Genomic DNA, 25,363 nt, shown 5'->3' with positions numbered 1-25,363 from the left:
TTACGTGATCGGCGGCACTGGAGCGGTTCCAGGGAAGTATGAGCGGCTTCCCGTTCGGAATTGCGTCAAGGCAAATAGAGCATCGGAAACGGGGCACGGATGGCTTTTCTCAGATCCTTCGGCGTGGGCAGGCGTTCTGATGTCCTGATGTACGATCCGCACAAACTGTCGAGCCCGCAGGTCTTCCTCCTGACCATGGTCATCTTCCTGGTCATCGTCGCCTTCATCGCCGCCATCCTCACCCGCCAGATCTCGACCGCTTTCGGGAGCAATCCCGGCCTCAACGGCCTGATCGTCGGCGTCCTTGTGGTCGGCATCCTGCTTGCCTTCGCCCAGGTCGGACGACTGTTTCGCGAAGTGCGCTGGGTCAATTCCTTCCGCGCCGGTTCCGAAACCACCGAGCCGGTGCTGCTGGCGCCGATGAAGGCGATGATCGGCCGCTCCTCGACGGTGGCCTTCTCGACGTCTTCGATGCGCACCATGCTGGATTCGATCGCCACCCGCCTCGACGAAAGCCGCGACACCTCGCGCTATCTCGTCGGGTTGCTGGTGTTCCTCGGTCTGCTCGGCACCTTCTGGGGCCTGCTCAACACCATCGGCTCGATCCGCGAAACCATCGAATCGCTCGATCCCGGCACCGGCGACGCGGCCGCCGTGCTCGATTCGCTGAAGCAGGGGCTGTCGGCGCCGCTGGCCGGCATGGGCACGGCCTTTTCGTCCTCGCTGTTCGGTCTTTCCGGGTCGCTGGTGCTAGGCTTCCTCGACCTGCAGGCCGGCCGCGCCCAGACCCGATTCTATACCGAGCTTGAAAACTGGCTGTCCTCGGTCACCGATCTCTCCTCCGACATCGCCGTCGCCGACCCGGCCAAGACTGAATCCTCCGACGAGATCCGGGTCCTGTCGGAACGGCTGCGCAGCATGCAGGAAAGCGGCGGCGGCTCCAATCCGCGCGTCGCCACCGCCATGGCCAATCTCGCCGACGGCATTTCCGGCCTGGTCAAGAACATGCGCTCCGAGCAGCAGATCATGCGCGACTGGGTCGAGGCCCAGTCGGACGAGCAGAAGGCGATGCGCAACACGCTGGAAAAGATCGCCGACGCGCTGAAGAAACCCGGGGTCCACTAGCATGGCTCTCGCCAGGGGCCGGCGCACCGATCGCCGGATCGACTATTGGCCGGGCTTCGTCGACGCGCTGTCGACGCTGCTGCTCGCCATCATGTTCCTGCTTACCGTTTTCGTGCTGGCGCAGTTCCTGCTCGGCCGCGAACTCTCCGGCAAGGATACGGCGCTCACGCGCCTCAACTCGCAGATCAACGAACTGACGCAGCTGCTGGCGCTGGAGCGTTCGACCGCGCAGGACAAGGACGATTCGCTGGCCAATCTGCAGGCGTCGCTGTCGGCGGCGGAAGCAGAAAGGAGCCGGCTCGAGCAGTTGCTGGCGCAAGGCGCCGGCGCCGGCGACGCCGCCAACCAGCGCGCCGCGGAGCTCGGCGGCGAACTCGACAGCCAGCGCCAGATCAGCCAGCAGGCGCTGAGCCAGGTCGAGATCCTGAACCAGCAGATCGCGGCACTGCGCAAGCAGATCGGCGCGCTCGAGGACGCCCTCAACGTGTCCGAAACGCGCGACCGCGATTCCAACACCAAGATCGCCGATCTCGGCCGTCGGCTCAACGTCGCGCTGGCGCAGCGCGTGCAGGAACTGAACCGGTACCGCTCCGACTTCTTCGGCCGCCTGCGCGAAATCCTCGCCGATCGCGAGAACATCCGCATCGTCGGCGACCGCTTCGTCTTCCAGTCGGAAGTTCTGTTCCCGACCGGGTCGGAAGTGATCAACGATGCCGGCAAGGTCGAGATGAAGAAGCTCGCCGATGCCATCATCGAGTTGCAAAAGGAAATCCCGCCCGAGATCAACTGGGTGCTGCGCGTCGACGGCCACACCGACAACAAGCCGCTGTCCGGCGCCGGCCGCTATCGCGACAATTGGGAATTGTCGACGGCGCGTTCGACCTCGGTGGTCAAGTTCCTGATCGAGAACGGCGTCCCCGCCAACCGGCTGGTTGCGGCCGGCTTCGGCGAATTCCAGCCGCTCGACCCCGCCGACACCGAAGACGCCCGCAACAAGAACCGACGCATTGAACTGAAGCTCACCGAACGGTGATTTTCAGTCACGCGAAATTGTTTGCCGGCTCAACTCTAGGGCGCAACGCCAAGTCGGCAAGGCCTGAAAACATTATCTTTCTTTAATTACACTTCGCGTTTCCGGGCTCCTACTTTGACGCGCAGGGCCGAGAACCGCCGGCGATGCCTCCCATCGCGACGCGACGGAACCGGACGGCCCGCTTCCGGAAGGCGGAGCGAAAGCGCTTGCCCCTTCCATAGCAGGAGGAGACGCACATCATGCGCTCTTTGAAGACTCTCAGGACCGCAACCCTCACGACACTTCTGATCACTGTTCCACTCGCCGGCGCCTATGCCGCCGGACATCACAAGGGCGCCCTCGACGCCAGCGACCCGACCGAAATGACCGGTCCGCGCGTGACGGGCCTGATCGAGCAGGTGCGGGGCGTCGAACAGGGCATCACGGATGCGCGCGAGACGAAGGGCATCTCGACCTCGGAAGCGCAGTGGCTGCATCTGCGTGCTGCGCATATCGGCCAGGCCGCCGAACGGGTCGCCGCTTCTGACCATGGCCGGATCCCGGCCGCGCAATATCACGATCTGCTGCGCCGCCTCGACAATGTCGATCAGAGGCTGATGTCCGACACCGGCAGCGGCTTCATGATCGGCGATGGCTCCGACGGCGGGAATTATCCGAACGGCTGAGATCCGCTCTGATATCTCCAGGAATGAGGAAGGGACTGTCTGACGCCCCCGGATCTGGCTCCGAGGGCGTCTTTTTTGTCACCAGCCCAGCCACAGCGCAGCGAGGGCCAGCACCGCCGGCACGGTCTGAATATAGAGGATCTTCCGGCTGGCAGTCGCCGCGCCATAGAGGCCGGCGATGGCGATGCAAAGCAGGAAGAACACCTTGATCTGGAATCCCGCCGCGCCGAGATAGAGGCCCCAGATCAGCCCGGCGGCAAGGAAGCCGTTGTAGAGCCCCTGATTGGCGGCGAGCACCTTCGATGCGCTGGCGAAGTCCGGCTTGAGGTTGAACGCCCTGTGCCCGCGCGGTGTGTCCCACGCCACCATTTCCAAATAGACGATGTAGAGGTGGATCAGGGCCACCAGCCCGACCAGGAAACTGCCGATCATCTCAGTCTCCCCTCCGGCGGTGTTCCACCGCAAGCCAGCATTCCACGCACAAGCTCACCGGCGCAAGCTGCATCGGCGATAGCCACCTTTGAGGGTTGCCAATCCTGGCGCGTTGGTATCTTTTCCCGCGGTCCAAAACGCGGAACCTGTCATGTCTTTTCAGAAGCTCGATGATCTCGGCCACAAGCTCGAAGCGCTGGAACATGCGCTCGCTATCCTCGGCGCCGACGAGGCGACCCACATGGCCGTCGGCGGCGGCGAGAAGCGCGCCGAAGCGATGTCTTCCCTGGCCGGGATGCTGCATGTCAGGGCAACGGCGCCGGAGATCGCCGACTGGCTCGCCGCCGCCGAACAGGAGGCGCTGAACGAGGAGCAGCAGGCGGCGGTCCGCGAACTGCGTCGCCAATACACCAACCTGACCTGCCTGCCGGTCGAATTCGTCGAGCGCCAGACGGTGGCGCGTATGCGCTCCGAGCAGCTCTGGCGCGACCTGCGCGCCAAGAATGACTGGGCCGGATTCCTGCCGGCGCTCGAAGGTGTCATCGCGCTGGTGCGCGAGGAAGCCGCCCTGCGCGCCGACGCGCTCGGCCTCGATCCCTACGACGCACTGATGGAGCAATACGATCCTGGCAACCGCGCCGCCGACATCACGCCGGTCTTCACCGAGCTGAAGACATTCCTGAAGGGCTTCGTGCCGGAAGCGCTGGCCGTACAGGAAGCGCGACTGGCCAAGCGCCCGCTGAAGCCGCTCTCCGGCAGCTATGCGATCGACAAACAGCGCGAGCTTGGTCTCGCCATGATGGCTTCGGTCGGCTTCGACCTCACCCATGGTTCTCTGTCGGTATCGCACCATCCCTTCTGCGGCGGGGTGCCGAGCGACGTTCGCATCACCACCCGCTACAAAACGTCCGATTTCCTGTCGGCTTTGATGGGCGTGCTGCACGAGACCGGCCATGCGCTCTACGAGCAGAACCTGCCGAAGGCCTGGGCGCACTGGCCGCTCGGCAAGGCGCGCGGCATGGCGGTGCATGAAAGCCAGAGTCTGTTCGTCGAGAAACAGGTCGGCCGCAACCCCGAATTCTGGCGCTGGGCGCTGCCCGTGGTCGAAAAGCATCTCGGCGAAGCCTGGTCGCTCGACGACATCCTGCCGCATGTGCACCGGGTCGAGCGCGGCCTGATCCGCGTCGACGCCGACGAGGTCACCTACCCGCTGCATGTCATCCTGCGCTACGAGTTGGAGCAGGAGCTGGTCTCGGGGCGGCTGCAGGCGGCCGACCTGCCCGAAGCCTGGGACGCCAAGATGCGGGAGTATCTTGGCCTTTCGACGATCGACAACCCAGCCGACGGACCGATGCAGGACGTGCATTGGCCGGGCGCCGCCTTCGGCTATTTCCCGTCCTATACGCTGGGCGCTATGATGGCGGCGCAGCAATGGGCTGCGCTGACGCGCGACCATCCTTCAGCCGACAGCGACCTCGCCAAGGGCAATTTCGCCGCCATCAATGACTGGCGCCGCGACAATATCTGGTCGCAGGGATCGCGCTGGTCGACGCCCGAACTGCTTGAGCGCGCCACCGGGGAAAAGCTCAACGCCGCGTATTTCACCGAGCATCTCCGCAAGCGGTATGGTCCCGCCTGATTGCGGGTTGCTACTCCGCGGCACCCCTGAAGGCGCTTGCTCCGGTTTCGAACTGCAGCTTGGCCAGCCTTGCATAGATGCCGCCCTTGGCGACCAGGCTCTGGTGCGTGCCTTCCTCGACGATGCGGCCGCCATCCATGACCAGGATGCGGTCGGCCTTCAGCACGGTCGCCAGCCGGTGGGCGATGACGATGGTGGTGCGGCCCTGCATCAGCCGTTCCAGCGCCGTCTGCACCAGCGTTTCGCTTTCGGCGTCGAGCGCCGACGTGGCTTCGTCGAGCAGCAGGATCGGCGCGTCGCGCAGGATGGCGCGGGCGATCGCCACGCGCTGACGTTGGCCGCCGGACAAGGTGACGCCGCGCTCGCCGACCTGGCTATCGTAGCCCTTGTCGAGCCGCAGGATGAATTCGTCGGCCAGCGCATCCCTGGCGGCGGCCTCGATCTCGGCATTCGTCGCGCCCGGCCGGCCAAAGCCGATATTGTCGCGCGCGCTTGCCGCAAAGATGGTGACATCCTGGGGCACGATGGCAATGCGCTCCCGCACTTCAGCCGGATCGGCTTTGCGCACGTCGACACCGTCAATGGCGATGCGGCCGGTTTCGGGATCGTAGAAGCGCAGGATCAGCGAAAAGACGGTGCTCTTTCCGGCGCCCGACGGGCCGACGATCGCCACCGTCTCGCCGGGCTTGACCTGAAAACTCAAGCCGTGGACGGCGGCACGGTCCGGCCTTGCCGGGTAGGAGAAGGAGACGTCGTCGAAACTGATCGCGCCTGTCGCCTTGGCGGGCAGCGGCAGCGGATTGGCCGGCGGTTGAATCGCCGGCGTCTCGTCGAGTATCTCGGTCAGCCTTTCGGCCGCACCCGCCGCCTGGGCAAGCTCGCCCCAGACTTCCGACAGTGCGCCCAGCGCGCCTGCGGCAAACACGGAGTAAAGCAGGAACTGGCCGAGCGTACCGGGCGACATCGTGCCGGCAAGCACGTCACGCGAGCCGAACCACAACACCGCCACGACCGAGGAAAAGATCATGAAGATGGCAAAGAAGGTGAGCAGCGAGCGGGAGAAGATCGACGAGCGCGCCGCTTGGAAGGCGGCTTCCACCGCGGCCGAGAACCGCCCGGTGACCAGCGTCTCGTTGGTGAACGCCTGCAGCGTGCGCACCGCGCCGATCTGCTCGCTGGCATAGGCGGTCGCTTGCGCCAGCGTGTCCTGCGCCTGCCGTGACCGGCGCCTCACCGAACGGCCGAACGCGACCAGCGGCAGCACGATGAGCGGAATGGCCGCGATCACCAGGCCCGACAGTTTCGGGCTGGTGACGACCATCATCGCCACCGCGCCAAGGCCGAGGATGACGTTGCGCAACGCCACGGAGGCGGTGGCGCCGACGGCGGATTTCACCTGCGTGGTGTCGGCGGCAAGCCGCGAGACGATCTCGCCCGACTGGGCGGTGTCGAAGAAGGACGGCGAAAGCGTCGTGACATGCGAAAACACGTCGCTGCGGATGTCGGCAACGACCCGCTCGCCGAGCGTGATGACGAAGTAGTAGCGTCCGGCCGATGCCGCCGCCAGAATGGCTGCCATCGCCACCAAAGCGGCGAAATATTCGGCGATGAAGACGGTGCCGGAAGCGCTGAAACCGTGGTCGATCATGCGCCGCACGGCCAGCGGCAGCGCCAGCGTCGTCGCTGCGGCGATGGCGAGCGAAATGAGGGCGCCTATGACCAGTTTGCGGTAGCGGAATATGTAGGGATATAGGCGCCTGAGCGGCCCGAGCGAGCGCCTGCGCCCGTCTTGCTCGCCGCTGATGTCCGCCATGACCGTTTCCTCTGGCCGCTCCAGGTGGGCGCGTTCAATATGCGCCTGCCGTGGCCTTGTGATTCAATTCCGGCTGATGTATAGGCTCGCCGACCGTTTTAGAAGCCGTGGCTTTTCAATAGCTGCGGCTTCGAGTTTTAAAAAGGGGCGCATCGACGCAGGCCGCGGGCCCGTCTGTAGCGCCGCAAGCCAGGAAGCACGACAATGAAGGCCGATATCCATCCCGACTACCACACCATCAAGGTCGTCATGACCGATGGCACCGAATACTCGACCCGTTCGACCTGGGGCAAGGAAGGCGATACGATGAACCTCGATATCGACCCGACCACGCACCCGGCCTGGACCGGCGGCCAGCAGACCCTGCTCGACCGCGGCGGCCGCCTGTCGAAGTTCAAGAAGCGCTTCGAAGGGTTCGGCCTTTAAAGTTTACCTGTATCGCTGAATAAAGAACCCGCCTTTGTGGCGGGTTTTTTGTTGCCGTCAAAGTCAGTCGCTTCAAGCTAACGCGCCGATACCTCCCGCTTGTGGGGAGGTCGGCCCAAGGGTCGGGTGCGGTCCGACGCCTCCACCCTGCTGCTTCGAAGCGACCCTTCCCAGAGTGGTGCGAGCCTACCCGTCCACCAATTCCCGCAGCGCCATGCGCTTGTAGGCGGCGACCAGCCTGTCGCCCTCCTGCCGGTCGACCGAGATCGCCAGCCGCACGGCAGCCTCGCCCATCTGCCAGACGAGGAAGGCCGTCGTCTCCAGCGCCACCGGATCGGCGCCGGGATGCAGCCGCTTCAGCACCATGGTCAGGAATTCGGCATTCGCTCGACTGTCGGCGAGCTCGAGCTGGCGCAGCGCCTTGTCGGCCTGCGTGCCCGACCAGATGTCGCGCATCACCGGCTCGGCCAGGAACAGCCGGTAGTAGATATCGACCAGCTCCGAAAACGCCTGCCGCAGCCCTTCGGCGTCGACGACGTCCTTGAGCGCCGAAGAGATGCAGGCCTGGCTTTCGGCGGTGTAGCGCTCGGCCAGCGCCCAGACGATCGCCCGCTTGTCGGGAAAGAACTGGTAGAGCGAGCCGATCGACACCGCGGCCCGTTCCGCCACCTCGCCCATGCGCATGGCGTCGCTGCCTTGCTCGGCAATCAGCGCGGAGGCTGCGCCCAGCATGCGCTCGACCCGCTCGCGGCTGCGCTGCTGGGTGGGCGCCCGCCGCGGCGATGCTACCTGCTCCTGGGCAGATGCGGGCGCTGCTGTGTCTTCCATGACTGCCTCCGGTTCCGACAAAATTGCCAACAAACGGCTTGACTCGCAAAATACGAGGGTTTATCACGTTTTGCAAATGTGAGGATTACTCATATTTTCAAGCAAAGGAGAACCACAATGACTGACACCAAACCAATCCTGATCCTCGGCGGCACTGGCAAGACCGGCCGTCGCCTCGCAGAGCGGCTGACCGCACAGGGCGTTCCCGTGCGCATCGGCTCGCGCTCCGGCAGCCCCCGCTTCGACTGGGAGGTTCCGGCGACCTGGGAGCCTGCCATGCAAGGCGTGAGTGCCGTCTACATCAGCTACTATCCCGACATCGCCGTGCCGCGCGCCGCCGAGACAGTCGGCGCCTTCGCCAGGCTTGCGTGGCAAATGGCGTCACCCGCCTGGTGCTGCTCTCCGGCCGCGGCGAGACCGAGGCCCAGCGCGCCGAAGAGATGGTCAAAGCCTCGGGCGCCGACTGGACGATCCTGCGCTGCGCCTGGTTTTCGCAGAATTTCAGCGAAGGTTTTCTCGTCGAGTCCCTGCTGCAAGGCGAAGTGGCCTTGCCTGTCGGCCCTGTTGGCGAGCCCTTCGTCGATGTCGACGACATCGCCGATGCTGCCTTCGTCGCGCTGACCGAGCCGGGCCATGTCGGCCAGCTCTATGAGCTGACCGGGCCGCGGCTGCTGAGCTTCGCCGACGCGGTCGCCGAGATCGCCAAGGCGACCGGCCGCGACATCCGCTATATCAAGATCTCGCATGACGAATTCACCGCCGCGACGGCGGCACACGAACTGCCGCCCGAAATCGCCTGGCTGCTCAACGAGCTGTTCACCGAAGTGCTTGACGGCCGCAACGAGACGCTGACCGACGGTGTCCAGCGTGTGCTCGGCCGCGCGCCGAAAGACTTTTCCGCCTACGCAAATGAACCCGCCGCAATCGGCATCTGGAGCAACTGAGATGATCAAGCTTCTTCCCACCCTCACCATCATCGCCGCAATCGGCTCGGGCGTCGTCGGCGGCGTGTTTTTCGCCTTTTCCAATTTCGTCATGGCAGCACTTGCCCGGCTGCCGGTCCCCCAAGGCATCTCGGCGATGAATTCGATCAACATCACGGTAATCACGCCCACCTTCATGACGGCGCTGTTCGGCACCGGCCTGCTCTGTCTGGTGCTTATCGCCGCCGCCATCATGGGCTGGAGCCAGTCCGGCTCGCACTGGTTGCTTGCCGGTGCCGTGATCTATTTGATCGGCAACCCGATCGTGACCATGGTCTTCAATGTGCCGCTCAACGATGCGCTCGCCGCCGTCGACCCGGCCAGCGCCAATGGCGCAGCCGTCTGGGCGAACCATCTGAACCAGTGGGTGATGTGGAACCACGTCCGCACCATCACCGCCATCGTGTCGATGGCCTGCTTCATCTTCGCATTGCTGTGAAAGTCGTCAAGCAAGGTAAGCTGTGTTGAGATTCAGGTCAGGTCGAGTCGAAAATGGTGGCTTCCGAGAACCGGAGCGGAGCGTACTCAAGTACGTGTGCACCGGAAGCGCAGGAAGCCGTCATTTGCAGGCCGGCCTCACCTGAATCTCGACGCAGATTAGGCCTTGCGGTCGGAATGGCCGAGATCCCGGTCCGGATCAATGACGTCGCGCACCAGCTGCTTGAGCTTGGCTGCATCGGGAAAGCCGCCGTCGCGCTTGCGGTCCCAGACCAGCACATCGTTGCAGGAAACGGTGAAGATGCCGCCTGTGCCCGGCACCAGCGTCACTTCGCCAAGATCCGTGCCGAAGGTGGAGAGCAGTTCCTGCGCCATCCAGCCGGCCCGCAACAGCCACAGGCACTGCGTGCAATAGGTGATGATCACGCGGGGCCTCTCCGACACGCTCATGTCTGGGTCTCCTGTATGCGCACCGTGGTCTTTGCAAATCGATCGTGTATCGGATCGTCGCCCAGAGCTATGGATATCGCGATCCAGACCGGCCAGATCAACACCGAAACGAGGGCGGCGGACGCAACCACTATTTCCAGGCTGGAGTAGTCCTGCACGCCACCGGCAGGGGTGCCCCAGGTCTGAAAAGCATACCAGGCCCCCGTCAGAACGATCGGCAATGCGCCGAGAAACTTCATAAATTGCCGTCGAACAGCCTTCCTCGCCGGCAGGCCGACCCTGTGTCTGTCGTCCTCATCGTGGACAATGAGGTCAGCGAACCGCTTGCCGATAGGTCGACCGGACTTCAACTCCATAATGAGAAGGTACGATGCGAGAGCGATCAGCTCGAGGAAACCCAGGTTCAGCGCCGCAGGCCTGAAATTCCCCTGCATATCCAGATCGATCGACATGGAGGATGTTTCTCCAGGTTTCGAGCCAGCTGCCGTTCCCACGGCCCATTTGGCGACAGGCAAACCGAGTACTGATGTCCTGCATACCTGCCAGTCATAACGGGCAAGCGTCGGGTCACCGTGAACCGTACCCTCCTGGCATAGTTTCCAGTTCAGCCAAAAGCTGCCCTTTACGCCACCGTTGGTCAGCAGAAATAGAGCCCCTACGAGCAAATAGAGGGCGATCAGGATTACAAGGTAGTCGATGAGTGCAGCGAGAAACCGTCGCCATATGCCGGGCCGGCGAGGCCAGGCCACCGCATCGGCAAAACTTGCCTCTTTATAGTCGGTCATCGGCCCCCCGTGATAACTGACTAATCTATAGGCAGGCCGCCGTCAGACAGCAATATTCGCATCCGACTGTATTGCACGGACCTACGCCGCGCTGAGCTTGGCCATGGTCTCGTCGTCAACCTCGAAATTGGCGTAGACGCTCTGCACGTCGTCATCGTCCTCGAGCGTTGCCACCAGTTTCATCAGCGATTGCGCCCGCTCTTCGTCGACCGGGACATTGTTCTGCGGCTGCCAGATCGGCTTCACCGATTCGGCCTCGCCAAGCGAGGCTTCCAGCGCCTTAGACACTTCGCCCATACTCTCGAACGCACAGTAGATGGTGTGGCCTTCCTCGTCGGACTCGACGTCATCGGCGCCGGCCTCGATCGCCGCGTCCATCACCTTGTCGGCGCTGCCGGCGGAGGCCGGATAGTAAATCTCGCCGGCGCGGTTCCACATGAACGACACCGAGCCGGTTTCACCAAGCGCACCGCCGGCTTTGGTGAAGGCGGCGCGCACATTCGAGGCCGAGCGGTTGCGGTTGTCGGTCAGCGCCTCGACGATCAGCGCCACGCCGCCCGGCCCATAGCCTTCATAGCGCACCGCTTCGTAATTCTCGGCATCGCCCATTGACGCCTTGTTGATGGCGCGCTGGATGTTGTCCTTCGGCATCGACACCGCCTTGGCGTTCTGGATGGCCAGGCGCAAACGCGGGTTCATCGATGGGTCGGGCGTCCCGCTCTTGGCGGCGACGGTGATTTCGCGCGCCAGCTTGGAAAACATTTTTGACCGCACCGCGTCCTGCCGGCCCTTGCGGTGCATGATGTTCTTGAACTGTGAATGGCCAGCCATGGCACCCCTGTCGTCTTCGGCTAGAGCATCCCGAGCGAGGTGGTCTCACCTCGTCCTCCTGGGTACTCGAATTCAAATTCTCAGAGCCGTCCAAGGTGCAACGCGATGGATGCACGGCGTTCTCTGTCGGAATGGCCGGCTTATAGATAAATCGGCTCAATTCGTCCAGCCGCGCCGGTTCAGCCCTCCAGATCGGACTTCAGCCGGTCGATAATGCTGAGCGCATGGCCGGCATACTGGCTGATCCAGCGGTCGTGGATGTGCTTGATCGGCAACGCGTTGAGATGGTTCCAGCGCTCGCGCCCTTCGCGCTTTGCCACCACCAGTTCGGCTTCTTCCAGCACCTTGAGATGCAGCATGACGGTGCAGCGATCGATGTCGGGAAACGCCTCGCACAACATGCCGGTCGTCTGCGGCGCATCCTTCAGCCGATCCAGCAATTCGCGACGGCGCGGATGCGCCAACGCCTTGAAAACGTGATCGTCCGCAGTTTGGCTTGACATGTTATGTTTCTATAACATATCGTCGAGCCAATCAAGGAAGGAGCTGTGGATATGTCTCTTGGATTCAGAGTTTCCGGGCGCATCGGCAAACCGGTCGCAGAAGTCTTCGACGCAGTCGTCAATCCGGTGAAGCTCAGCGGCTATTTCACCACCATCGGCGGCGCCAGCGCCCCGCTGGAAGCCGGCATCGGTGTCGTCTGGTGGGGAAAAGTGCCGGTCGAGGTCGATGAAGTGGTCAAGGACAGCCGCATCGTGTTGCGCTGGGATGCCACAGATGCCGACGACAGGCCGGCCTACAAGACACGCATCGTGATGAACTTCGAGCCGCTGGACGATGGCGGCACCCTTGTGACCATTGCTGAATCCGGCTGGCCGGAAGGCGTGGTCGGCCTGCAGAAATCCTACCTCAATTGCGAGGGCTGGTCGCAGATGCTGGCTTGCATGAAGGCCTATGTCGAATACGGCATCAATCTGCGCGACGGCTACTACCGCGGCGAGATGAGGGGCGAGCCGGCCAACGAGACAAACAGATGAACAGCGCAACGGAGCCCGCAATGACCGCGAAAATGACCGGCGGCATCAACATCGCCATGAAAGTGCCCCCGCATCAATACGAGGCGACGATCGCCTTCTATCGTGATGTCGTCGGCTTGAAGCCATTCACCGCCAAGACGCCAGCCATCGGCTTCGAGCTTGGCCCAAACCGTCTGTGGATCGACGAGGCGCCGATGCTGAGCCAGGCCGAAGTCTGGCTTGAGCTTTTCACCGGCGATTCTGCAGCCATTGCGGATCATCTCGCCAAGGCCGGCGTCGTCCGTTGCGACGCGGTCGAGCCCCTGGGCGAAGGCTTTCGCGGCTTCTGGATCGCCAACCCGGCCAGCATCGTTCACATGGTGCGCGAGCCCGACGCCTGGTGAGCGCAAACCGGACAAGGAAGGAGCATCGATGGAAATTCACAAAACGCCGACTGCCGAAGCCGGCATGCTGATCAGGCGGCCGGTCGCCGATGTCTTCGAGGCGATCGTCGACCCGGCCATCACCACGAAATTCTGGTTTACCCACAGTAGCGGCCGGCTGGATGGCGGCAAAGAGGTTCGCTGGGAGTGGCGCATGTATAGCGCCTCGGCGATGGTCAATGTCAGCGAGATCGTCGAGAACAAGAAGATCGTCATGCAATGGAGCGATCCGCCGACCACTGTGGTCTGGACATTCACGCAGATGCCCGGCGCCGAAACGCCTGACGGTGCGACCTTTCTTGAGGTCAGCAATTTCGGCTTCGCCGGCACCGCCGACGAGCAGGTCAAGCAAGCGATCGGCTCGACCGACGGCTTCGCACTGGTTCTTGCCGGCGCAAAGGCATGGCTGGAACAGGGCCTTTCGCTTGGCCTGATCGGCGACCGCTACCCAAACGGCGTGCCGGGGCGCTAGGGCCGCCCCCGCGGCGCCAGCATCAATGCCCGCCGCCGGATTTCTTGCGCCGCCGCGCCAGCATGTTCAGGCCCTCGACCAGGGCGGAAAAACCCATGGCGGCGTAGATGTAGCCCTTCGGCACATGATAGCCCATTCCGTCAGCGATCAGCGTCATGCCGATCATCAGCAGGAAGCCCAGCGCCAGCATGACGATGCTCGGGTTCTTGGCGATGAAATTGGCCAGCGGCCCTGCCGCCAGCATCATCACGCTCACCGCCACGATCACGGCGATGTACATTATGGCAATCTCGTCGGTCATGCCGACGGCGGTGATGATCGAATCGATCGAAAAGACGAGATCGAGCAGCAGGATCTGGAAGATGGCGCCGGCAAGCGAGATCTGCAGCGTCTCGCCCATCATCGTATCCTTGTGGTCGTCGGGATCGACGGTGTGGTGGATTTCCTTGGTCGCCTTCCAGACCAGGAACAGGCCGCCGGCAATCAGGATCAGGTCGCGCCAGGAAAAGCCATGGCCGAACGCTGTGAACACCGGCGTCGTCAGCTGCACGATGATGGAGATGGTTGCGAGCAGCACCAGCCGCATGATCAGCGCCGCCGAGATGCCGAGACGCCGGGCGCGGGCGCGCTGCGCTTCCGGCAATTTGTTGGTTAGGATCGAGATGAAGATCAGATTATCGATGCCGAGCACGACCTCGAGCACGATCAGCGTCAGCAACGCGACCCACGCGGTGGGGTCGGAAACAAATTGAAAATGCGGCGCCAGGAACTCAACGAGCTGCATGGAGGTCGTCCCCTCTACGATCTAGAGCAGTTTCGTCGCCAGTTAGGTACTATATTCCACCATATCAATGTCACGACCAGAACGATGGCGCGGTTTCTTCAAGCCGCGGCCCGCGACGAAACGGCGCGATCTTTTCGGCCAGGCCCGTCCGGTCGGAAATGTCGAGGCCGACGCCGCACAATGTCGCCGGTCCGGTCGCCGCCTCGAAGCGACCTTTCGGAACTTTCGACAGGAAGCGGTTGAGCGGCTCTTCCTTGTCCATGCCGAGCGAGGAATCATAGTCTCCGCACATGCCGGCATCGGACATGTAGCCGGTGCCGCCATTGAGGATCTGGTGGTCGGCCGTCGGCTGGTGCGTATGGGTGCCGATGACGAGGCTGGCGCGGCCGTCGACGAAATGCGCGAAGCACATTTTCTCCGAGGTCGCTTCGGCATGGAAGTCGATGACCACGGCATCGGCCTGCTCGCCCAGCGGACAGGCGGCCAGCTCGCGCTCGCCGGCCTGGAACGGATCGTCGAGCTCGGGATGCATGAACACCCGGCCCATGATGTTGGCGACCAGCACGCGCGCGCCGTTTTTGGCGATATAGACGCCGGAACCGCGCCCCGGCGTGCCCTTGGGGAAGTTGGACGGACGCAGGAAGCGCTCCTCGCGCGGCGCGAAGACCAGTGCGTCGCGCTGGTCCCAGACATGGTTGCCGGTGGTGACGACATCCGCACCGGCGGCGATGGTGTCGCGAAAAATGTCTTCGGTGATGCCGAAGCCGCCGGCGGCGTTCTCGCCATTGACGATGACGAAGTCGAGTTTGAAGTCCGAGATCAGGCTGGGCAGTTGTTCCCACACCGCCGTACGTCCCGATTTGCCCACCATGTCGCCGAGGAAGAGAAGTCTCATGCCCACTTCTATCCAGAGGCACGGACGCTAGGCAAGCGCTACCCGGGCGATTGGCGCTAACGCCGGCCGAAAGTACCACGCTGCTGTTGAGGCGGCTTTGCGCTCGCGCCCGCGACGCGAACTGCCGAAGGCATCATCGGTGACGCCGGCGGTGCGGCGCGTCCGCGCAGCCAGAAGAACCAGACGTAGAAACCAGTGAACCCACCAGTAGCGGCCAGGAGCAACAGCCCGCCGCGCCAGCCCTTCATCGCCGCGGTATCGAGGATAGATGGATTGGCAGGGTTGTAATACAACTTCACCGCGTCGCCTTTGGACGCCGTGTAGAGGCCGATGTCCTTTCCCTTGCCGGACCACGTCATCGGTGCATCGTTCGCGACATAGGTGACAGCGACGTTGATGCCTTTCGTGGTGAGGCCATTACCCTGGGCTTCGCTGTAGGAACTGACATCCGTCACTGTGGCAACCGTCTGATGCCAGGCGAACTGGTGGTGCAGGGCCGTTCCGGAAATGTGCAATGCCATCGCGAACAGCGTTACCGCTATGAGGACGAACGGCATCAGCAGGAAGCGTGCGAAGACAAACATGATGGCCGCCATCGGCTCGGACTGTGTTGCCGGAATACTATCCGGCACGTCTTGGAAACGCGTTAAGCGGGATCGCGGTCTTTTAAGCGATATCGAAGCGGCGCAAACCGCTCTCGGTCAGTATTTCCGGGATGATGACGTCGTGCGCCTCATCCGGCACCAGACCCACCTCCTGGCAATCGAAGGCGATGCCGATCAGTCGTGGCGGCTGGCCCTTGTCGATCAGCTTGGCGATGGCGCGGTCGTAATAGCCGGCGCCATACCCGATGCGATGACCGCGGCTGTCGAAGGCCGCGAGCGGCACCAGCATCACCGCGGGATCGAGAACCTCGGCCTCCGCATGCGGACCGACCGTGCCAAAACCCATCTCGACCATCGGCGCGCCGCGCACCAGTTCGCGAAAGACGATGGTGGTCTTGTCGAGGATGGCCGGCAGGCAAAGCCTGGCCCCCTTCTCGCGCAAGGCGAACATCAGCGGCCTGACGTCGACTTCCGATCGCATCGGCCAGAAAGCTGAAACGATCTGACCCGGCTCGATGGCGAGGTGGTCGCGCGCCGTCTCGGCCATTTCAAGCGCGATCTCCACCCGCCACAGCGGATCGAGCGCATCGCGACGGCCGAGTGCCTCGAGGCGCAACTGCTTTTTCAGGTCTTTGGGAGATGTCATGCGCGGACGATAGAAAAGGTCGGATCTGGGTGACGTTTCATGAGCGACGTTTTCTACCACATCATCCGCCAAACTGGGCGGATACAGGTAAGTGACGATCCACGCAACCGGTGGAGAGAGCGATCCCGGGAACCTACAAAGTAGGTGGGCGCCGTATGAGAAAACCCACGGGTCTTCCCAGGGACAGCTCCCTAAGGATCGTTAAGGCCCCGGGGAAAATGTTCTCCTGCCGGGAAGCGCAGACCGCCAAGCCCAATATAGGCGGCTGGTCGGTCAAGCGCTAGTGACATGAGGTAGTGTCTCAGTTTGAAATTTGAAATATGCGAAAGCGCCTATCCGGGTTTGCCCGCATAGGCGGAAACGCCTATATGCTTAGCGGAAAGCATGGAGTGGTTGTGTGGCGATCCGTTGCCTTGTTAAAATTGAAAACGAAGCGTCGATGTGGACCTTCGCGTCAACGCCTGTGATAGGCGACTGGGTGCACATGCCATCCGGCGATAGTCTGGCCATCTACGCGGTAACCGAGATAACACATGTGCCGCAGCCGGCGGACGTGGAGAAGGTGCCGCTGGTGTTTGTCACTCTGGAAAGCACATAGGAGTAGCAATGCCAACCGGACCTAAAGGCCAGAAGCGCCCCGCCGACGTGATCGGCAACGCCGTCCGTGTCATGCGCATTGCCACTGGCGATGAAGACGACACCGTGATCGACGACGGCAAAGACCCCGCTGCGAAGGCGCTGGGCGCCAAGGGCGGGAAGAAGCGCGCCGAGAACATGACGCCAGAGCGGCGCGCTGAAATTGCCAAGAAGGCAGCGGAAAAGCGGTGGGCTAAGACTTAATTTCGAGTTTGCGGGCCGCCTTCACTCTCTTTTCGACTACCCTGATCGGCTCGGCAACCGGAAGGTTTTCCGGCATCGTTGAGCCGTTTTCGCGCATCACCTTCCGCACGTCCTGCGCAATCTTCTTATTGCGCTTTGGTCGCAGCCGGCTCGCCCTTGCACAGGTCAAGCAGCGTCCTTACGCTCGCGCTGACCAACCGAGGAGCAAGTATGCGTTTCGAAGGCACGGCGGCCTATGTCGCCGACAAGGATCTGATGGTGGCGGTGAACGCCGCGATCGCGCTGGAGCGGCCGTTGCTGGTCAAGGGCGAGCCGGGCACCGGCAAGACCGAGCTTGCCCGCCAGGTGGCATCGGCGCTCGGCCTCGACCTGATCGAATGGCACGTCAAGTCGACCACCCGTGCGCAGCAGGGACTGTATGAATATGATGCTGTCTCGCGGCTGCGCGACAGCCAGCTCGGCGATGCCAGGTTCAACGACATCAAAAACTACATCAAGCGCGGCAAGCTCTGGCACGCCTTCGCGGCCGGTAAGAAGGTCGTGCTGTTGATCGACGAGATCGACAAGGCCGATATTGAATTCCCCAACGACCTGCTGCAGGAACTCGATCGGATGGAGTTCTTCGTCTACGAAACCGGCGAAACGATCCGCGCCGCTGTGCGCCCCATCGTCATCATCACTTCCAACAATGAGAAGGAACTGCCCGACGCCTTCCTGCGCCGGTGCTTCTTCCACTACATCCGCTTTCCCGATGTCGACACGCTGCACAAAATCGTCGACGTGCACTATCCCGGCATAAAGCAGAATTTGGTGCGTGCTGCCCTGACCCAGTTCTACGAGATCCGCGACGTGCAGGGGTTGAAGAAGAAGCCGTCGACCTCCGAGGCGCTCGACTGGATCCGCCTGCTGGTCGCCGACGACATCGCACCCGAGGATCTGCGCGCCGACCCCAGGAACGCGCTGCCGAAACTGCACGGCGCGCTGCTGAAGAACGAGCAGGACGTGCATCTGTTTGAGCGCCTTGCTTTCATGGCCAGGCGGCAGGGATAAGGATCGTCGGGCGGGCTGAGCGCTATGAGCGGGCTTCGGCCGATCACTCGGCCGCCGCAAGCCCTGTCTCCTGCGGCGCGACGCGCTTCGGCCCGAAGATGACGAAGCCGATGACCGACAGGGCGAGAACGCCGATCCCGCAATAGAGCATGACCCAGCCGAAACCGTTGACCAGGGCGGCATGCACGATGGCGCCGGATGGGTCGAGGGCTGCGAGCTTCGGCGTCCCCTGCGCAAGGCCCTCCAGATTGCCGGTGGCGACCCTTTCCGCCAGTGCCCGCAACTCATCCGGCTCCAAAGCCGCGCCGAGTGTGGCCCGCAGGTGGGAAACGATACCTTGCGTCAGCAGCAGGCCGAGCACCGCGATGTTGATAGCGAGCGTGATCAGGCGTGCGCTGATGTCGATGCCGGACGCCATGCCGGCACGATCCGGCGATACCGCGCCGGTCGTGGTATTGGTGGTCGGCGAATTGGTGAGACCGATGCCGATGCCGGCAATCAGCGTGCCGGGCAGCATGGTCAGCCAGGTGGCGCCCTCGAGCCTGGAGCCGATCCACATGGCGATGAAACCGATCCCTAGCGTCAGCAGACCGAGCGGGATGGCAATTCGTGCCTGATAGCGCGCGCGAATGCGCTCGGCGATCGGCGGCATCACCATGAAGGGCAGCGTGTAGACGAGCAATAGCAGGCCGGTCGTCGTGCTGTCGTAGCCGAGAACGCCGGAATAATAGATCGGCAGATAGATGATGAACGGCCAGTAGCTGAAATTCATGCCGATGGCGCCCATGATCGCGCCGGAAAACTGGCGGATGCGGAACACGGAGAAATCGAACATCGGATAGGGATTGACCCTCTCGGCGACAAGGAAAGCGATGAACGCAGCCACGGAGGCTGATATCACGCCGATGCGGGCGCTGGTCCCGAGATCCGCACCCTGCGTAATCAGATAGGAGAAGCCGAACACAGAAGCCGACAGCGTCAGCATGCCGGCCCAGTCGAGCTTCTGGGCATTGTGATCGCGCGATTGCGTGACACCGGCGCCGATAAAGGCGAGCGCCAGGAGCGCCAGCGGCACGTGGATGAGGAACACCCACTGCCAGTTCGACAGCGCCACGATCAGGCCGCCAATGGCGGGACCGAAACCAAGCCCGATGCCTGAGACGACGCTCCAGGCGACAAAAGCCTTGCCGCGTTCGCGGCCGTCCTGGAACTGATGCGACAGCACGGCGACGCTGCAGGTCAGCATCGCGCCGCCGGCGAGACCTTGCAGGAAGCGGGCGGCGATCAGCAGCGCCGCACTCGGCGCCAGGCCGCACAGCAGCGAGGCGAGGCCGAAGGCGACGGTGGTGATCACCATCACGTTCTTGCGGCCGAAACGGTCGGCCAATGTCCCTGTCGCCATCAGCACCGTGGTGCAGGCAATGGTGTAGGCGTTCATGATCCATTGCAGGTCTTTGAAATCGGCGGCGAGCACGCTTTCCAGTTTCGGCAGGATCACCGGCACGCTGGAGATTTCGAGCCCGAACAGCAGCGACGCCAGGCACACGCCGGTGAGCGCTATGGTGTTTCGTTGAATTGGCATATCGATCTCTTTCCAGCCGAGCATGAGGCGCTCTTCAAACCGCGACCAGTTTGAGATAGAGGAGACTCGACCATGAAAAAAGGCTATGCTCGGCTATATCAGAAATGACAAAACGGAATGATTGGCCCAATGGAGTGCTGCGATGACCAGTCTTGATGTGGACGCCGTACGAACCTTTGTGATGGTGGCCGATCTGCAGAGCTTCACCCAGGCGGCATCGGCGCTCGGCAGCACGCAGGCGACGATCAGCGTCAAGCTGCGCCGCCTTGAGGAGAAGCTGGGCGCGCGATTGATTGAAAGAACGCCGCGCCGCGTCAGCCTGTCGGCACGAGGCGCCGTCTTCCTCCCCGCCGCGCGCGACTTCCTTGCCGCGCACGAGCGCGCCATGGCGGAGTTTGCGTCAGCACCGTGCCGGCTTGCGCTCGGCTTTGTCGATCATGCCGCCGGTCCGGCGCTGTCCATTCTGATTGCCCAGCTCCATGCGCACGATCCATCGCTGACGCTCAGCTTGAGGATCGATACCAGCACGGTGCTCAAGGAAGCTTTCGATCACGGCGAGCTCGACGCGGTTATCGTGCACCGCGAAGGCGACAGCCGTCCTGGCCGGACCTTGTCGCGCAACCACTATGGCTGGTTCGCCGCACCTTCCTTCGAATGGCAGCGCGGAACGCCGTTGCGCCTCGCGCTTTTAAGCACCGTGTGCAACTGTCCGGATCGTGTGCGGGCGGTCGAGGCGCTGGACAAAGCAGGCATCGCCTGGGAGGAGGCCTTCGTCGGCGGCGGCGGCGCGGCCGTCAACATTGCGATATCGGCGGGCTTTGCCGTTTCGGCGCTGGCTCACTGCGTCGCTCCGCCCGGCCTGATCGAGGTTGGCCGCAAGCTCGGCCTGCCGTCGCTTGACCCCTCCGAAGTGGTCCTGCATTCGCACAATCTGGCGCCGCGGGCGCGTGACGCGCTGCAAATGCTGGCGACCGCATTTCGCGAGTACAATTCGCCGGTGGATTAGGCGAGGGTGTTTCCGATCTGATTCCGCCGGAATCCGATAAGGCTTTGGAGGAACCGAAATGACCGAGATCACCGTCCGCCCGCTGGCGCTGGCCGACCATGCCGACTGGCGGCGGCTGTGGACTGCCTACCTCACCTTCTACGAGACCAAGCTGCCGGACGAGGTCTACGACATCACCTGGAAACGACTGTTCACGGAAGGTGAATTCGAACCGAAGGGGTTTATCGCCACGCTCGACGGCAAGGCGGTCGGCCTGACCCATTATCTCTATCACCGCTCCGGCTGGTCGGAGAAAAACAACTGCTACCTGCAGGACCTGTTCGCCGACCCTGATGTGCGCGGCAAGGGCATCGGTGCGGCCCTCATTGAAGCGGTCAAGCAGGAAGCCGGCAAGATCGGCGTCAAGAACGTCTATTGGATGACCCACGAAACCAACGCCACAGCGCGCAAGCTCTACGACCATGTCGCGCGGCGGACAGGTTTTATCGAGTATGATCTGCTATGATGCGAGCGCGATCGAAATAACGCGGAAGGAGCCGAATGATCCGCTATGTCGGAATCCTGGATGGCAGTGACGGCGTTTGGGCAGTGCGGATGCCCGATCTCGCCGGCTGCCACGGGGCCGGCGCAAACCCGGCTGAAGCGATAGCCGATGCCGCGTCGGCTATGCGCGAATGGGCGGAAGCCCGCATCGCAAAGCACTTGCCCATGCCCAACCCACGTACTGTGGCAAATCTTCTGCAATCCGGCGAAATCGACAGTGCCCGTGGCGACTCCGCCGTGACCGTTCGGCATAGATAACGGCCAACCATGTTCCTCCCCTTCTTTCTCGAACTGAAGGCCGCGCGGGTTCCCGTTTCGCTCAGGGAATATCTGTCGCTGCTGGAAGGGCTGGAGGCCGGGCTGGTCGACTATGACGTCGAGGGGTTTTACTACCTCGCGCGCGCCGCTTTGGTGAAGGACGAACGCCATATCGACCGCTTCGACCAGGTGTTTGCGCATGTCTTCAAGGGGATCGAGGCGCTCACCGGCCCCGATGCCGTCGGTGTCGCCAACATCCCTGAGGAATGGCTGCGCCGGCTCGCCGAAAAGCACCTGACCGAGGAAGAGAAGAAACTGATCGAGGCGCTCGGCGGTTTCGACAAGCTGATGGAGACACTGAAGCAGCGGCTGGAGGAACAGAAAGGCCGCCACGAGGGCGGCTCGAAATGGATCGGCACCGGCGGCACTTCGCCTTTCGGCGCCTATGGCTACAATCCCGAAGGCGTGCGCATCGGCCAGCATGAAAGCCGCAATCGCCGTGCGGTGAAAGTCTGGGACAAGCGCGAGTTCAAAAATTTCGACGACGCCGTCGAGCTCGGCACCCGCAACATCAAGGTGGCGCTGAAGCGCCTGCGCCGCTGGGTGCGCGAGGGTGCGGAGGAAGAGTTCGACCTGCCCGGCACCATCCATGCCACCGCCGAGCACGGCTATCTCGATGTGCAGACGCGCCCCGAACGGCGCAACGCCGTGAAGCTCTTGATGTTCTTCGATGTCGGCGGCTCGATGGACGACCACATCAAAAGCGTCGAGGAGCTGTTTTCGGCCGCCCGCGCCGAATTCCGCCAGCTCGAATATTTTTACTTCCACAACTGCCTTTACGAGGGCGTCTGGAAGGACAACCGGCGCAGGCCTGCCGAGACCATCCCGACCGTCGATCTGCTTCACAAATACGGCCCCGACTACAAGGTGATCGTCGTCGGCGATGCCTCGATGAGCCCTTACGAGATCGCGCATCCCGGCGGTTCGGTCGAGCATTGGAATCCGGAAGCCGGCAGTGTCTGGCTTGGCCGCCTCATCCAGCAATGGCCGAATGCGGTCTGGCTGAACCCCGAAAACCAGAAAAACTGGGGCTTCACCCATTCGATCGCGATGATCCGCGATCTCTTCGGCGGCCGCATGTTCCCACTGACGCTGGCCGGGTTGGAAGCCGCGACGAAGCAGCTCTCACGCAAGCATTGATATGAGAGGAAAACCGATGACCTGCTTTCTTTGCCCGCAATGCGGCGTCCAGTTCGCGGCAACGCAGACCCCTCCAGAAAATTGCCCGATCTGCGAGGACGAGCGGCAATATGTGCGCTGGGAAGGCCAGGCCTGGATCACTGGGGAAGAACTCTCTGCCGGGCATAGGCTTGTGATGAAGGACGATGCCGGCGTTCTCGCTTTCGGCATCGAGCCGCGTTTTGCTATCGGCCAGCGGGCGCTGCTGGCGCAGACGCCGCATGGCAATGTGCTGTGGGATTGCATCTCGATGGTGAGCGACGAGGCGGTAGCCGAAATCAACCGTCGCGGCGGCCTGGCCGCGATCGCCATTTCGCACTGCCACTATTATTCGGTGATGGTCGAGTGGAGCGAGGCGTTTGGCGGCGTGCCGATCTATCTCCATGCCGACGACCGCCAGTGGATCATGCGGCCGCACAACGCCATCGTCAGCTGGGCGGGCGAGACGCTGGCCATAAACCCGTCGCTGACACTCGTGCGTTGCGGTGGCCATTTTGCCGGCGGCCAGGTGCTGCATTGGAAACGCGATGGCGGTAACGCCCTGCTGTCCGGCGACATATTGCAGGTGACGCCGACGCGTCGCCATGTCAGCTTCATGTACAGCTATCCGAACTACATTCCGCTCAATGCGCCGGCCGTGCGACGCATCGCGGCGGCACTTGAGCCTTTCGAATTCGACGACATCTACGGCGCGTGGTGGCAGCAGAACATCATCGGCGGCGCAAGAACGGCATTTCATGCGTCGATCGCCCGCTATCTTCAGGCGATTGGGTAGGAACTCGGCTGAAAATGCGAGCAAAACACGTAACAAACGCCTATCTCTAAGCGAATATTGCTTGCAACCAACAACAAGCCGCCAAGGCTGAGGAGATCAAATGGACACCCACACCTACCCTGTCACCCGCACCGACGCCGAATGGCGCGCCCGCCTGACGCCCGAGCAATATGCGGTCATGCGCGGCCATGGCACCGAACGGCCCGGAAGCTGCGCGCTGCTCTACGAAAAGCGCGCCGGCACCTTTTCCTGCGTCGGCTGCGACCAGCCGCTGTTCGAATCCAAGCTCAAGTTCGAGAGCGGCACCGGCTGGCCGAGCTTCAATGATCCGGTGCCCGGTTCGGTCGAAAACACCGTCGACCGCAGCTACGGCATGGTCCGCACCGAATGCCACTGCGCCCGCTGCGGCAGCCATCTCGGCCATGTCTTCGAGGACGGCCCGCCGCCGACCGGCCTGCGCTATTGCATCAACGGCGTGGCGCTGAAATTCGAGCCGACGGCTTAAACCGCGGTTCGGTCATTGTCTCTTGCGAAGGGGCGGCTTTTGCCGCCCCTTTTCGTTCGACGATCGACTCAGGCGACGGCCGTCAGGATCAGCCAGAGCGCGGACCCCAGCATCATCAGCGAGGCCTTGGTGCCGCCGGACTTCTCGGCGGTTCGCCACACGGCCAGCGTCAGGAAGATGTTGTAGGGCACCGGCGAAAAATGCACGGCCAGAACCAGTGCCAGCGGCTGCTTCACCCCAAGCAGGATGAGTGCGGCCACCGACGATGCGATACTGATGGCGGTGCCGACGACAACCAGGTCGCGCCAGAACAGCCGGTCGAGCCGCACGGCACCTTGCCAGCGCGAGCGGAAGAAGGAGCCGACGGCGGACATCGGCGACCTACCTCTGTCCCAACACGTCGGTGACGGCGCGCTCGAAGCGCGAGCATTCCGTCACCAGCCAGTCGGCCATGGCCGGCCAGTTGTCCTCGGCATAGCAGTTCACCCGCCACATCGAATTGATGCCGAGGCCCTCGCAGCTCTGCTCCGGCCTGAGCTTCAGCCTGTCTTCGATTGCCGGTTGGAACGGCTTCAGCCGCGACCAGACCCCGGTCGCGCCGAACTTCCCGTTACGGCCGAAAAAGACGCCAACTTGGCTTTGCGCCGGCGCGACATACATGGACAGGACCAGAGCGAAGTCAGGCAGCCCGCGCTGCCAGAACCAGGGTCCGCGCCGCGCCATGGAAGCGCGTTCCTCCGGATGCCGTTCGGCGAACAGCGCCCAGAAGCTGCGTTGGCGAAATTCAGAGGCGCGGCGGGCGCCGAAGTCGAATTCGCTCATGGTTCGATGCCCGTTCCAGCATCATTCCTTGGCCCGAGACTGTTTCGAAATTCGCTCCGGCGATATCAACCGGAGTAGAATTTCCACACAGCCTTACACCATGCCGAGCGCGGCCTTGTAGAGATCGAGGATGGTTTCCTCTTCCTGGCGCTCGGCCTGGTCCTTCTTGCGCAGCCGGATGATCGACCGCATCGCCTTGGTGTCGAAGCCGGTGCCCTTGGCCTCGGCGAACACTTCCTTGATGTCGTCGGCGATGGTCTTCTTTTCTTCCTCGAGCCGCTCGATGCGCTCGATGAAGGCGCGCAACTGGCCGGCGGCAACAGTCTGGCTGGTATCTGTGATGTCGTCGGCCATGTTTTTTCTCCGCTACTTTTTAAGCACCGCGATTCTGGCGCGGTAAATTGGGAGCGGGTTCGATGCCCGAGCGGGCGCGG

The 25,363-nt window shown here is 62.9% G+C and carries 33 protein-coding genes, 1 other RNA gene and 1 pseudogene; 19 read left to right on the top strand and 16 right to left on the bottom strand.

Annotated features, from left to right (window positions below):
• Window positions 1–99 precede the first annotated feature (99 nt).
• From X751_RS148375 to X751_RS148385, 3 genes are all read left to right on the top strand, one after another.
• Window positions 100–1,125, top strand: coding sequence for a MotA/TolQ/ExbB proton channel family protein (locus tag X751_RS148375; protein WP_023668754.1), 1,026 nt, complete (start codon window positions 100–102; stop codon window positions 1,123–1,125).
• A 1-nt stretch (window position 1,126) separates the two neighbouring features.
• Window positions 1,127–2,158 carry a peptidoglycan -binding protein gene (locus X751_RS148380; RefSeq protein WP_023716065.1) on the top strand — a complete coding sequence of 344 codons (1,032 nt, stop codon included), beginning with the start codon at window positions 1,127–1,129 and terminating at the stop codon, window positions 2,156–2,158.
• 239 nt (window positions 2,159–2,397) lie between these two features.
• The gene (locus tag X751_RS148385; protein WP_023744983.1) at window positions 2,398–2,823 is read left to right on the top strand and encodes a hypothetical protein; all 426 of its coding nucleotides are present in this window, start codon (window positions 2,398–2,400) and stop codon (window positions 2,821–2,823) included.
• Between the two features lie 78 nt (window positions 2,824–2,901).
• On the opposite strand, the gene X751_RS148390 is transcribed toward X751_RS148385, so the two are convergent.
• The gene (locus tag X751_RS148390; protein WP_023744982.1) at window positions 2,902–3,255 is read right to left on the bottom strand and encodes a DUF1304 domain-containing protein; all 354 of its coding nucleotides are present in this window, start codon (window positions 3,253–3,255) and stop codon (window positions 2,902–2,904) included.
• A 151-nt stretch (window positions 3,256–3,406) separates the two neighbouring features.
• On the opposite strand from X751_RS148390, the gene X751_RS148395 reads away from it, so the two are divergent.
• Window positions 3,407–4,894, top strand: coding sequence for a carboxypeptidase M32 (locus X751_RS148395; RefSeq protein ID WP_023744981.1), 1,488 nt, complete (start codon window positions 3,407–3,409; stop codon window positions 4,892–4,894).
• 10 nt (window positions 4,895–4,904) lie between these two features.
• On the opposite strand, the gene X751_RS148400 is transcribed toward X751_RS148395, so the two are convergent.
• Window positions 4,905–6,707, bottom strand: a complete 1,803-nt coding sequence (locus X751_RS148400; RefSeq protein WP_023744980.1) for an ABC transporter transmembrane domain-containing protein — start codon at window positions 6,705–6,707, stop codon at window positions 4,905–4,907.
• Between the two features lie 204 nt (window positions 6,708–6,911).
• Between X751_RS148400 and rpmE the strand changes: the two genes are divergently transcribed.
• Window positions 6,912–7,133 carry a 50S ribosomal protein L31 gene (gene rpmE / locus X751_RS148405; protein ID WP_023668748.1) on the top strand — a complete coding sequence of 74 codons (222 nt, stop codon included), beginning with the start codon at window positions 6,912–6,914 and terminating at the stop codon, window positions 7,131–7,133.
• A gap of 186 nt (window positions 7,134–7,319) precedes the next feature.
• On the opposite strand, the gene X751_RS148410 is transcribed toward rpmE, so the two are convergent.
• A complete protein-coding gene (locus tag X751_RS148410; RefSeq protein ID WP_023744979.1) occupies window positions 7,320–7,961 on the bottom strand; it encodes a TetR/AcrR family transcriptional regulator in 642 nt (213 codons plus the stop codon).
• Window positions 7,962–8,078: 117 nt separating this feature from the next.
• On the opposite strand from X751_RS148410, the pseudogene X751_RS01000000163865 reads away from it, so the two are divergent.
• Together X751_RS01000000163865 and X751_RS148415 are read left to right on the top strand one after the other, a co-directional pair.
• A pseudogene (locus tag X751_RS01000000163865) lies at window positions 8,079–8,905 on the top strand (NAD(P)H-binding protein).
• 1 nt (window position 8,906) lies between these two features.
• Window positions 8,907–9,383: a DUF1772 domain-containing protein gene (locus tag X751_RS148415; protein ID WP_023733001.1), complete on the top strand. Its 477-nt coding sequence runs from the start codon at window positions 8,907–8,909 to the stop codon at window positions 9,381–9,383.
• A gap of 158 nt (window positions 9,384–9,541) precedes the next feature.
• Here the strand turns inward: X751_RS148415 and X751_RS148420 are convergent, their stop codons facing one another.
• The 4 genes from X751_RS148420 to X751_RS148435 form a co-directional block, all read right to left on the bottom strand.
• Entirely contained in the window at window positions 9,542–9,832 is a 291-nt protein-coding gene (locus X751_RS148420) for a SelT/SelW/SelH family protein (protein ID WP_023744978.1), read from the bottom strand.
• Window positions 9,829–10,617, bottom strand: coding sequence for an RDD family protein (locus X751_RS148425; protein ID WP_023744977.1), 789 nt, complete (start codon window positions 10,615–10,617; stop codon window positions 9,829–9,831). Before X751_RS148425 ends, X751_RS148420 begins: the two co-directional genes overlap by 4 nt.
• Before the next feature lie 81 nt (window positions 10,618–10,698).
• Window positions 10,699–11,448: a YebC/PmpR family DNA-binding transcriptional regulator gene (locus X751_RS148430; protein ID WP_023668740.1), complete on the bottom strand. Its 750-nt coding sequence runs from the start codon at window positions 11,446–11,448 to the stop codon at window positions 10,699–10,701.
• Between the two features lie 179 nt (window positions 11,449–11,627).
• Window positions 11,628–11,951 (bottom strand): helix-turn-helix domain-containing protein, encoded by a 324-nt coding sequence (locus tag X751_RS148435; RefSeq protein ID WP_023744976.1) that lies wholly within the window; start codon window positions 11,949–11,951, stop codon window positions 11,628–11,630.
• A gap of 51 nt (window positions 11,952–12,002) precedes the next feature.
• On the opposite strand from X751_RS148435, the gene X751_RS148440 reads away from it, so the two are divergent.
• From X751_RS148440 to X751_RS148450, 3 genes are read left to right on the top strand one after another with little or no spacing between them, the layout of a single operon-like run.
• Window positions 12,003–12,485, top strand: a complete 483-nt coding sequence (locus tag X751_RS148440; RefSeq protein ID WP_023744975.1) for an SRPBCC domain-containing protein — start codon at window positions 12,003–12,005, stop codon at window positions 12,483–12,485.
• 20 nt (window positions 12,486–12,505) lie between these two features.
• Window positions 12,506–12,868, top strand: coding sequence for a glyoxalase/bleomycin resistance/dioxygenase family protein (locus X751_RS148445; RefSeq protein WP_023744974.1), 363 nt, complete (start codon window positions 12,506–12,508; stop codon window positions 12,866–12,868).
• Between the two features lie 28 nt (window positions 12,869–12,896).
• Entirely contained in the window at window positions 12,897–13,379 is a 483-nt protein-coding gene (locus X751_RS148450) for an SRPBCC family protein (RefSeq protein ID WP_023744973.1), read from the top strand.
• 22 nt (window positions 13,380–13,401) lie between these two features.
• On the opposite strand, the gene X751_RS148455 is transcribed toward X751_RS148450, so the two are convergent.
• From X751_RS148455 to ssrS, 5 genes are all read right to left on the bottom strand, one after another.
• Window positions 13,402–14,163 carry a TerC family protein gene (locus X751_RS148455; RefSeq protein WP_023744972.1) on the bottom strand — a complete coding sequence of 254 codons (762 nt, stop codon included), beginning with the start codon at window positions 14,161–14,163 and terminating at the stop codon, window positions 13,402–13,404.
• Between the two features lie 70 nt (window positions 14,164–14,233).
• Window positions 14,234–15,058 carry a YmdB family metallophosphoesterase gene (locus X751_RS148460; RefSeq protein WP_023744971.1) on the bottom strand — a complete coding sequence of 275 codons (825 nt, stop codon included), beginning with the start codon at window positions 15,056–15,058 and terminating at the stop codon, window positions 14,234–14,236.
• Between the two features lie 56 nt (window positions 15,059–15,114).
• On the bottom strand, window positions 15,115–15,642 hold the full coding sequence (locus X751_RS148465) for a DUF3592 domain-containing protein (protein ID WP_198022447.1): 528 nt from the start codon (window positions 15,640–15,642) through the stop codon (window positions 15,115–15,117).
• Between the two features lie 82 nt (window positions 15,643–15,724).
• Window positions 15,725–16,309, bottom strand: coding sequence for a 5-formyltetrahydrofolate cyclo-ligase (locus X751_RS148470; RefSeq protein ID WP_023744969.1), 585 nt, complete (start codon window positions 16,307–16,309; stop codon window positions 15,725–15,727).
• A 92-nt stretch (window positions 16,310–16,401) separates the two neighbouring features.
• Window positions 16,402–16,557, bottom strand: a non-coding RNA gene (gene ssrS, locus X751_RS1000000165695) — 6S RNA.
• Window positions 16,558–16,706: 149 nt separating this feature from the next.
• On the opposite strand from ssrS, the gene X751_RS1000000167000 reads away from it, so the two are divergent.
• The 3 genes from X751_RS1000000167000 to X751_RS148480 all read left to right on the top strand — a co-directional run bounded on the left by X751_RS1000000167000 (window position 16,707) and on the right by X751_RS148480 (window position 18,199).
• Complete coding sequence (locus tag X751_RS1000000167000; RefSeq protein WP_156033771.1) at window positions 16,707–16,907, top strand: hypothetical protein; 201 nt, start codon at window positions 16,707–16,709, stop codon at window positions 16,905–16,907.
• Window positions 16,908–16,915: 8 nt separating this feature from the next.
• Window positions 16,916–17,149 (top strand): hypothetical protein, encoded by a 234-nt coding sequence (locus X751_RS148475; protein ID WP_023732997.1) that lies wholly within the window; start codon window positions 16,916–16,918, stop codon window positions 17,147–17,149.
• 210 nt (window positions 17,150–17,359) lie between these two features.
• On the top strand, window positions 17,360–18,199 hold the full coding sequence (locus X751_RS148480; RefSeq protein ID WP_023694573.1) for a MoxR family ATPase: 840 nt from the start codon (window positions 17,360–17,362) through the stop codon (window positions 18,197–18,199).
• A gap of 43 nt (window positions 18,200–18,242) precedes the next feature.
• Here the strand turns inward: X751_RS148480 and X751_RS148485 are convergent, their stop codons facing one another.
• Window positions 18,243–19,781, bottom strand: a complete 1,539-nt coding sequence (locus X751_RS148485; protein ID WP_023744968.1) for an MFS transporter — start codon at window positions 19,779–19,781, stop codon at window positions 18,243–18,245.
• Between the two features lie 142 nt (window positions 19,782–19,923).
• Here X751_RS148485 and X751_RS148490 point away from each other — a divergent pair, with 142 nt between their 5' ends.
• The 6 genes from X751_RS148490 to msrB all read left to right on the top strand — a co-directional run bounded on the left by X751_RS148490 (window position 19,924) and on the right by msrB (window position 24,107).
• Entirely contained in the window at window positions 19,924–20,787 is an 864-nt protein-coding gene (locus X751_RS148490; protein ID WP_023698426.1) for a LysR family transcriptional regulator, read from the top strand.
• Between the two features lie 58 nt (window positions 20,788–20,845).
• Window positions 20,846–21,292 (top strand): GNAT family N-acetyltransferase, encoded by a 447-nt coding sequence (locus X751_RS148495; protein WP_023668728.1) that lies wholly within the window; start codon window positions 20,846–20,848, stop codon window positions 21,290–21,292.
• 35 nt (window positions 21,293–21,327) lie between these two features.
• Window positions 21,328–21,588 (top strand): type II toxin-antitoxin system HicB family antitoxin, encoded by a 261-nt coding sequence (locus tag X751_RS0133460; protein WP_050592375.1) that lies wholly within the window; start codon window positions 21,328–21,330, stop codon window positions 21,586–21,588.
• 9 nt (window positions 21,589–21,597) lie between these two features.
• Window positions 21,598–22,788 (top strand): VWA domain-containing protein, encoded by a 1,191-nt coding sequence (locus X751_RS148500; protein ID WP_023744967.1) that lies wholly within the window; start codon window positions 21,598–21,600, stop codon window positions 22,786–22,788.
• Window positions 22,789–22,804: 16 nt separating this feature from the next.
• Window positions 22,805–23,602: a hypothetical protein gene (locus X751_RS148505; protein ID WP_023668726.1), complete on the top strand. Its 798-nt coding sequence runs from the start codon at window positions 22,805–22,807 to the stop codon at window positions 23,600–23,602.
• Window positions 23,603–23,702: 100 nt separating this feature from the next.
• Window positions 23,703–24,107 carry a peptide-methionine (R)-S-oxide reductase MsrB gene (msrB, locus tag X751_RS148510; protein WP_023688927.1) on the top strand — a complete coding sequence of 135 codons (405 nt, stop codon included), beginning with the start codon at window positions 23,703–23,705 and terminating at the stop codon, window positions 24,105–24,107.
• Between the two features lie 68 nt (window positions 24,108–24,175).
• On the opposite strand, the gene X751_RS148515 is transcribed toward msrB, so the two are convergent.
• The 3 genes from X751_RS148515 to X751_RS148525 form a co-directional block, all read right to left on the bottom strand.
• A complete protein-coding gene (locus X751_RS148515; RefSeq protein ID WP_023744966.1) occupies window positions 24,176–24,481 on the bottom strand; it encodes a hypothetical protein in 306 nt (101 codons plus the stop codon).
• A gap of 7 nt (window positions 24,482–24,488) precedes the next feature.
• Window positions 24,489–24,929, bottom strand: coding sequence for a hypothetical protein (locus tag X751_RS148520; RefSeq protein WP_023744965.1), 441 nt, complete (start codon window positions 24,927–24,929; stop codon window positions 24,489–24,491).
• Window positions 24,930–25,022: 93 nt separating this feature from the next.
• Window positions 25,023–25,283: a DUF2312 domain-containing protein gene (locus X751_RS148525; RefSeq protein WP_023668722.1), complete on the bottom strand. Its 261-nt coding sequence runs from the start codon at window positions 25,281–25,283 to the stop codon at window positions 25,023–25,025.
• Window positions 25,284–25,363 lie beyond the last annotated feature (80 nt).

The organism is Mesorhizobium sp. LNJC394B00, from assembly GCF_000502555.1.
Lineage (GTDB): Bacteria > Pseudomonadota > Alphaproteobacteria > Rhizobiales > Rhizobiaceae > Mesorhizobium.
The sequence above is the reverse complement of the archived record's forward strand: the minus strand, read 5'-3'. Positions and strand labels throughout refer to the sequence as shown.

Coding starts and splice junctions, on each gene's coding strand:
- X751_RS148375 (WP_023668754.1), top strand. CDS start 100: ATGGCTTTTCTCAGATCCTTCGGCGTGGGCAGGCGTTCTGATGTCCTG.
- X751_RS148380 (WP_023716065.1), top strand. CDS start 1,127: ATGGCTCTCGCCAGGGGCCGGCGCACCGATCGCCGGATCGACTATTGG.
- X751_RS148385 (WP_023744983.1), top strand. CDS start 2,398: ATGCGCTCTTTGAAGACTCTCAGGACCGCAACCCTCACGACACTTCTG.
- X751_RS148390 (WP_023744982.1), bottom strand. CDS start 3,255: ATGATCGGCAGTTTCCTGGTCGGGCTGGTGGCCCTGATCCACCTCTAC.
- X751_RS148395 (WP_023744981.1), top strand. CDS start 3,407: ATGTCTTTTCAGAAGCTCGATGATCTCGGCCACAAGCTCGAAGCGCTG.
- X751_RS148400 (WP_023744980.1), bottom strand. CDS start 6,707: ATGGCGGACATCAGCGGCGAGCAAGACGGGCGCAGGCGCTCGCTCGGG.
- rpmE (WP_023668748.1), top strand. CDS start 6,912: ATGAAGGCCGATATCCATCCCGACTACCACACCATCAAGGTCGTCATG.
- X751_RS148410 (WP_023744979.1), bottom strand. CDS start 7,961: ATGGAAGACACAGCAGCGCCCGCATCTGCCCAGGAGCAGGTAGCATCG.
- X751_RS148415 (WP_023733001.1), top strand. CDS start 8,907: ATGATCAAGCTTCTTCCCACCCTCACCATCATCGCCGCAATCGGCTCG.
- X751_RS148420 (WP_023744978.1), bottom strand. CDS start 9,832: ATGAGCGTGTCGGAGAGGCCCCGCGTGATCATCACCTATTGCACGCAG.
- X751_RS148425 (WP_023744977.1), bottom strand. CDS start 10,617: ATGACCGACTATAAAGAGGCAAGTTTTGCCGATGCGGTGGCCTGGCCT.
- X751_RS148430 (WP_023668740.1), bottom strand. CDS start 11,448: ATGGCTGGCCATTCACAGTTCAAGAACATCATGCACCGCAAGGGCCGG.
- X751_RS148435 (WP_023744976.1), bottom strand. CDS start 11,951: ATGTCAAGCCAAACTGCGGACGATCACGTTTTCAAGGCGTTGGCGCAT.
- X751_RS148440 (WP_023744975.1), top strand. CDS start 12,003: ATGTCTCTTGGATTCAGAGTTTCCGGGCGCATCGGCAAACCGGTCGCA.
- X751_RS148445 (WP_023744974.1), top strand. CDS start 12,506: ATGACCGCGAAAATGACCGGCGGCATCAACATCGCCATGAAAGTGCCC.
- X751_RS148450 (WP_023744973.1), top strand. CDS start 12,897: ATGGAAATTCACAAAACGCCGACTGCCGAAGCCGGCATGCTGATCAGG.
- X751_RS148455 (WP_023744972.1), bottom strand. CDS start 14,163: ATGCAGCTCGTTGAGTTCCTGGCGCCGCATTTTCAATTTGTTTCCGAC.
- X751_RS148460 (WP_023744971.1), bottom strand. CDS start 15,058: ATGAGACTTCTCTTCCTCGGCGACATGGTGGGCAAATCGGGACGTACG.
- X751_RS148465 (WP_198022447.1), bottom strand. CDS start 15,642: ATGTTTGTCTTCGCACGCTTCCTGCTGATGCCGTTCGTCCTCATAGCG.
- X751_RS148470 (WP_023744969.1), bottom strand. CDS start 16,309: ATGACATCTCCCAAAGACCTGAAAAAGCAGTTGCGCCTCGAGGCACTC.
- X751_RS148475 (WP_023732997.1), top strand. CDS start 16,916: ATGCCAACCGGACCTAAAGGCCAGAAGCGCCCCGCCGACGTGATCGGC.
- X751_RS148480 (WP_023694573.1), top strand. CDS start 17,360: ATGCGTTTCGAAGGCACGGCGGCCTATGTCGCCGACAAGGATCTGATG.
- X751_RS148485 (WP_023744968.1), bottom strand. CDS start 19,781: ATGCCAATTCAACGAAACACCATAGCGCTCACCGGCGTGTGCCTGGCG.
- X751_RS148490 (WP_023698426.1), top strand. CDS start 19,924: ATGACCAGTCTTGATGTGGACGCCGTACGAACCTTTGTGATGGTGGCC.
- X751_RS148495 (WP_023668728.1), top strand. CDS start 20,846: ATGACCGAGATCACCGTCCGCCCGCTGGCGCTGGCCGACCATGCCGAC.
- X751_RS0133460 (WP_050592375.1), top strand. CDS start 21,328: ATGATCCGCTATGTCGGAATCCTGGATGGCAGTGACGGCGTTTGGGCA.
- X751_RS148500 (WP_023744967.1), top strand. CDS start 21,598: ATGTTCCTCCCCTTCTTTCTCGAACTGAAGGCCGCGCGGGTTCCCGTT.
- X751_RS148505 (WP_023668726.1), top strand. CDS start 22,805: ATGACCTGCTTTCTTTGCCCGCAATGCGGCGTCCAGTTCGCGGCAACG.
- msrB (WP_023688927.1), top strand. CDS start 23,703: ATGGACACCCACACCTACCCTGTCACCCGCACCGACGCCGAATGGCGC.
- X751_RS148515 (WP_023744966.1), bottom strand. CDS start 24,481: ATGTCCGCCGTCGGCTCCTTCTTCCGCTCGCGCTGGCAAGGTGCCGTG.
- X751_RS148520 (WP_023744965.1), bottom strand. CDS start 24,929: ATGAGCGAATTCGACTTCGGCGCCCGCCGCGCCTCTGAATTTCGCCAA.
- X751_RS148525 (WP_023668722.1), bottom strand. CDS start 25,283: ATGGCCGACGACATCACAGATACCAGCCAGACTGTTGCCGCCGGCCAG.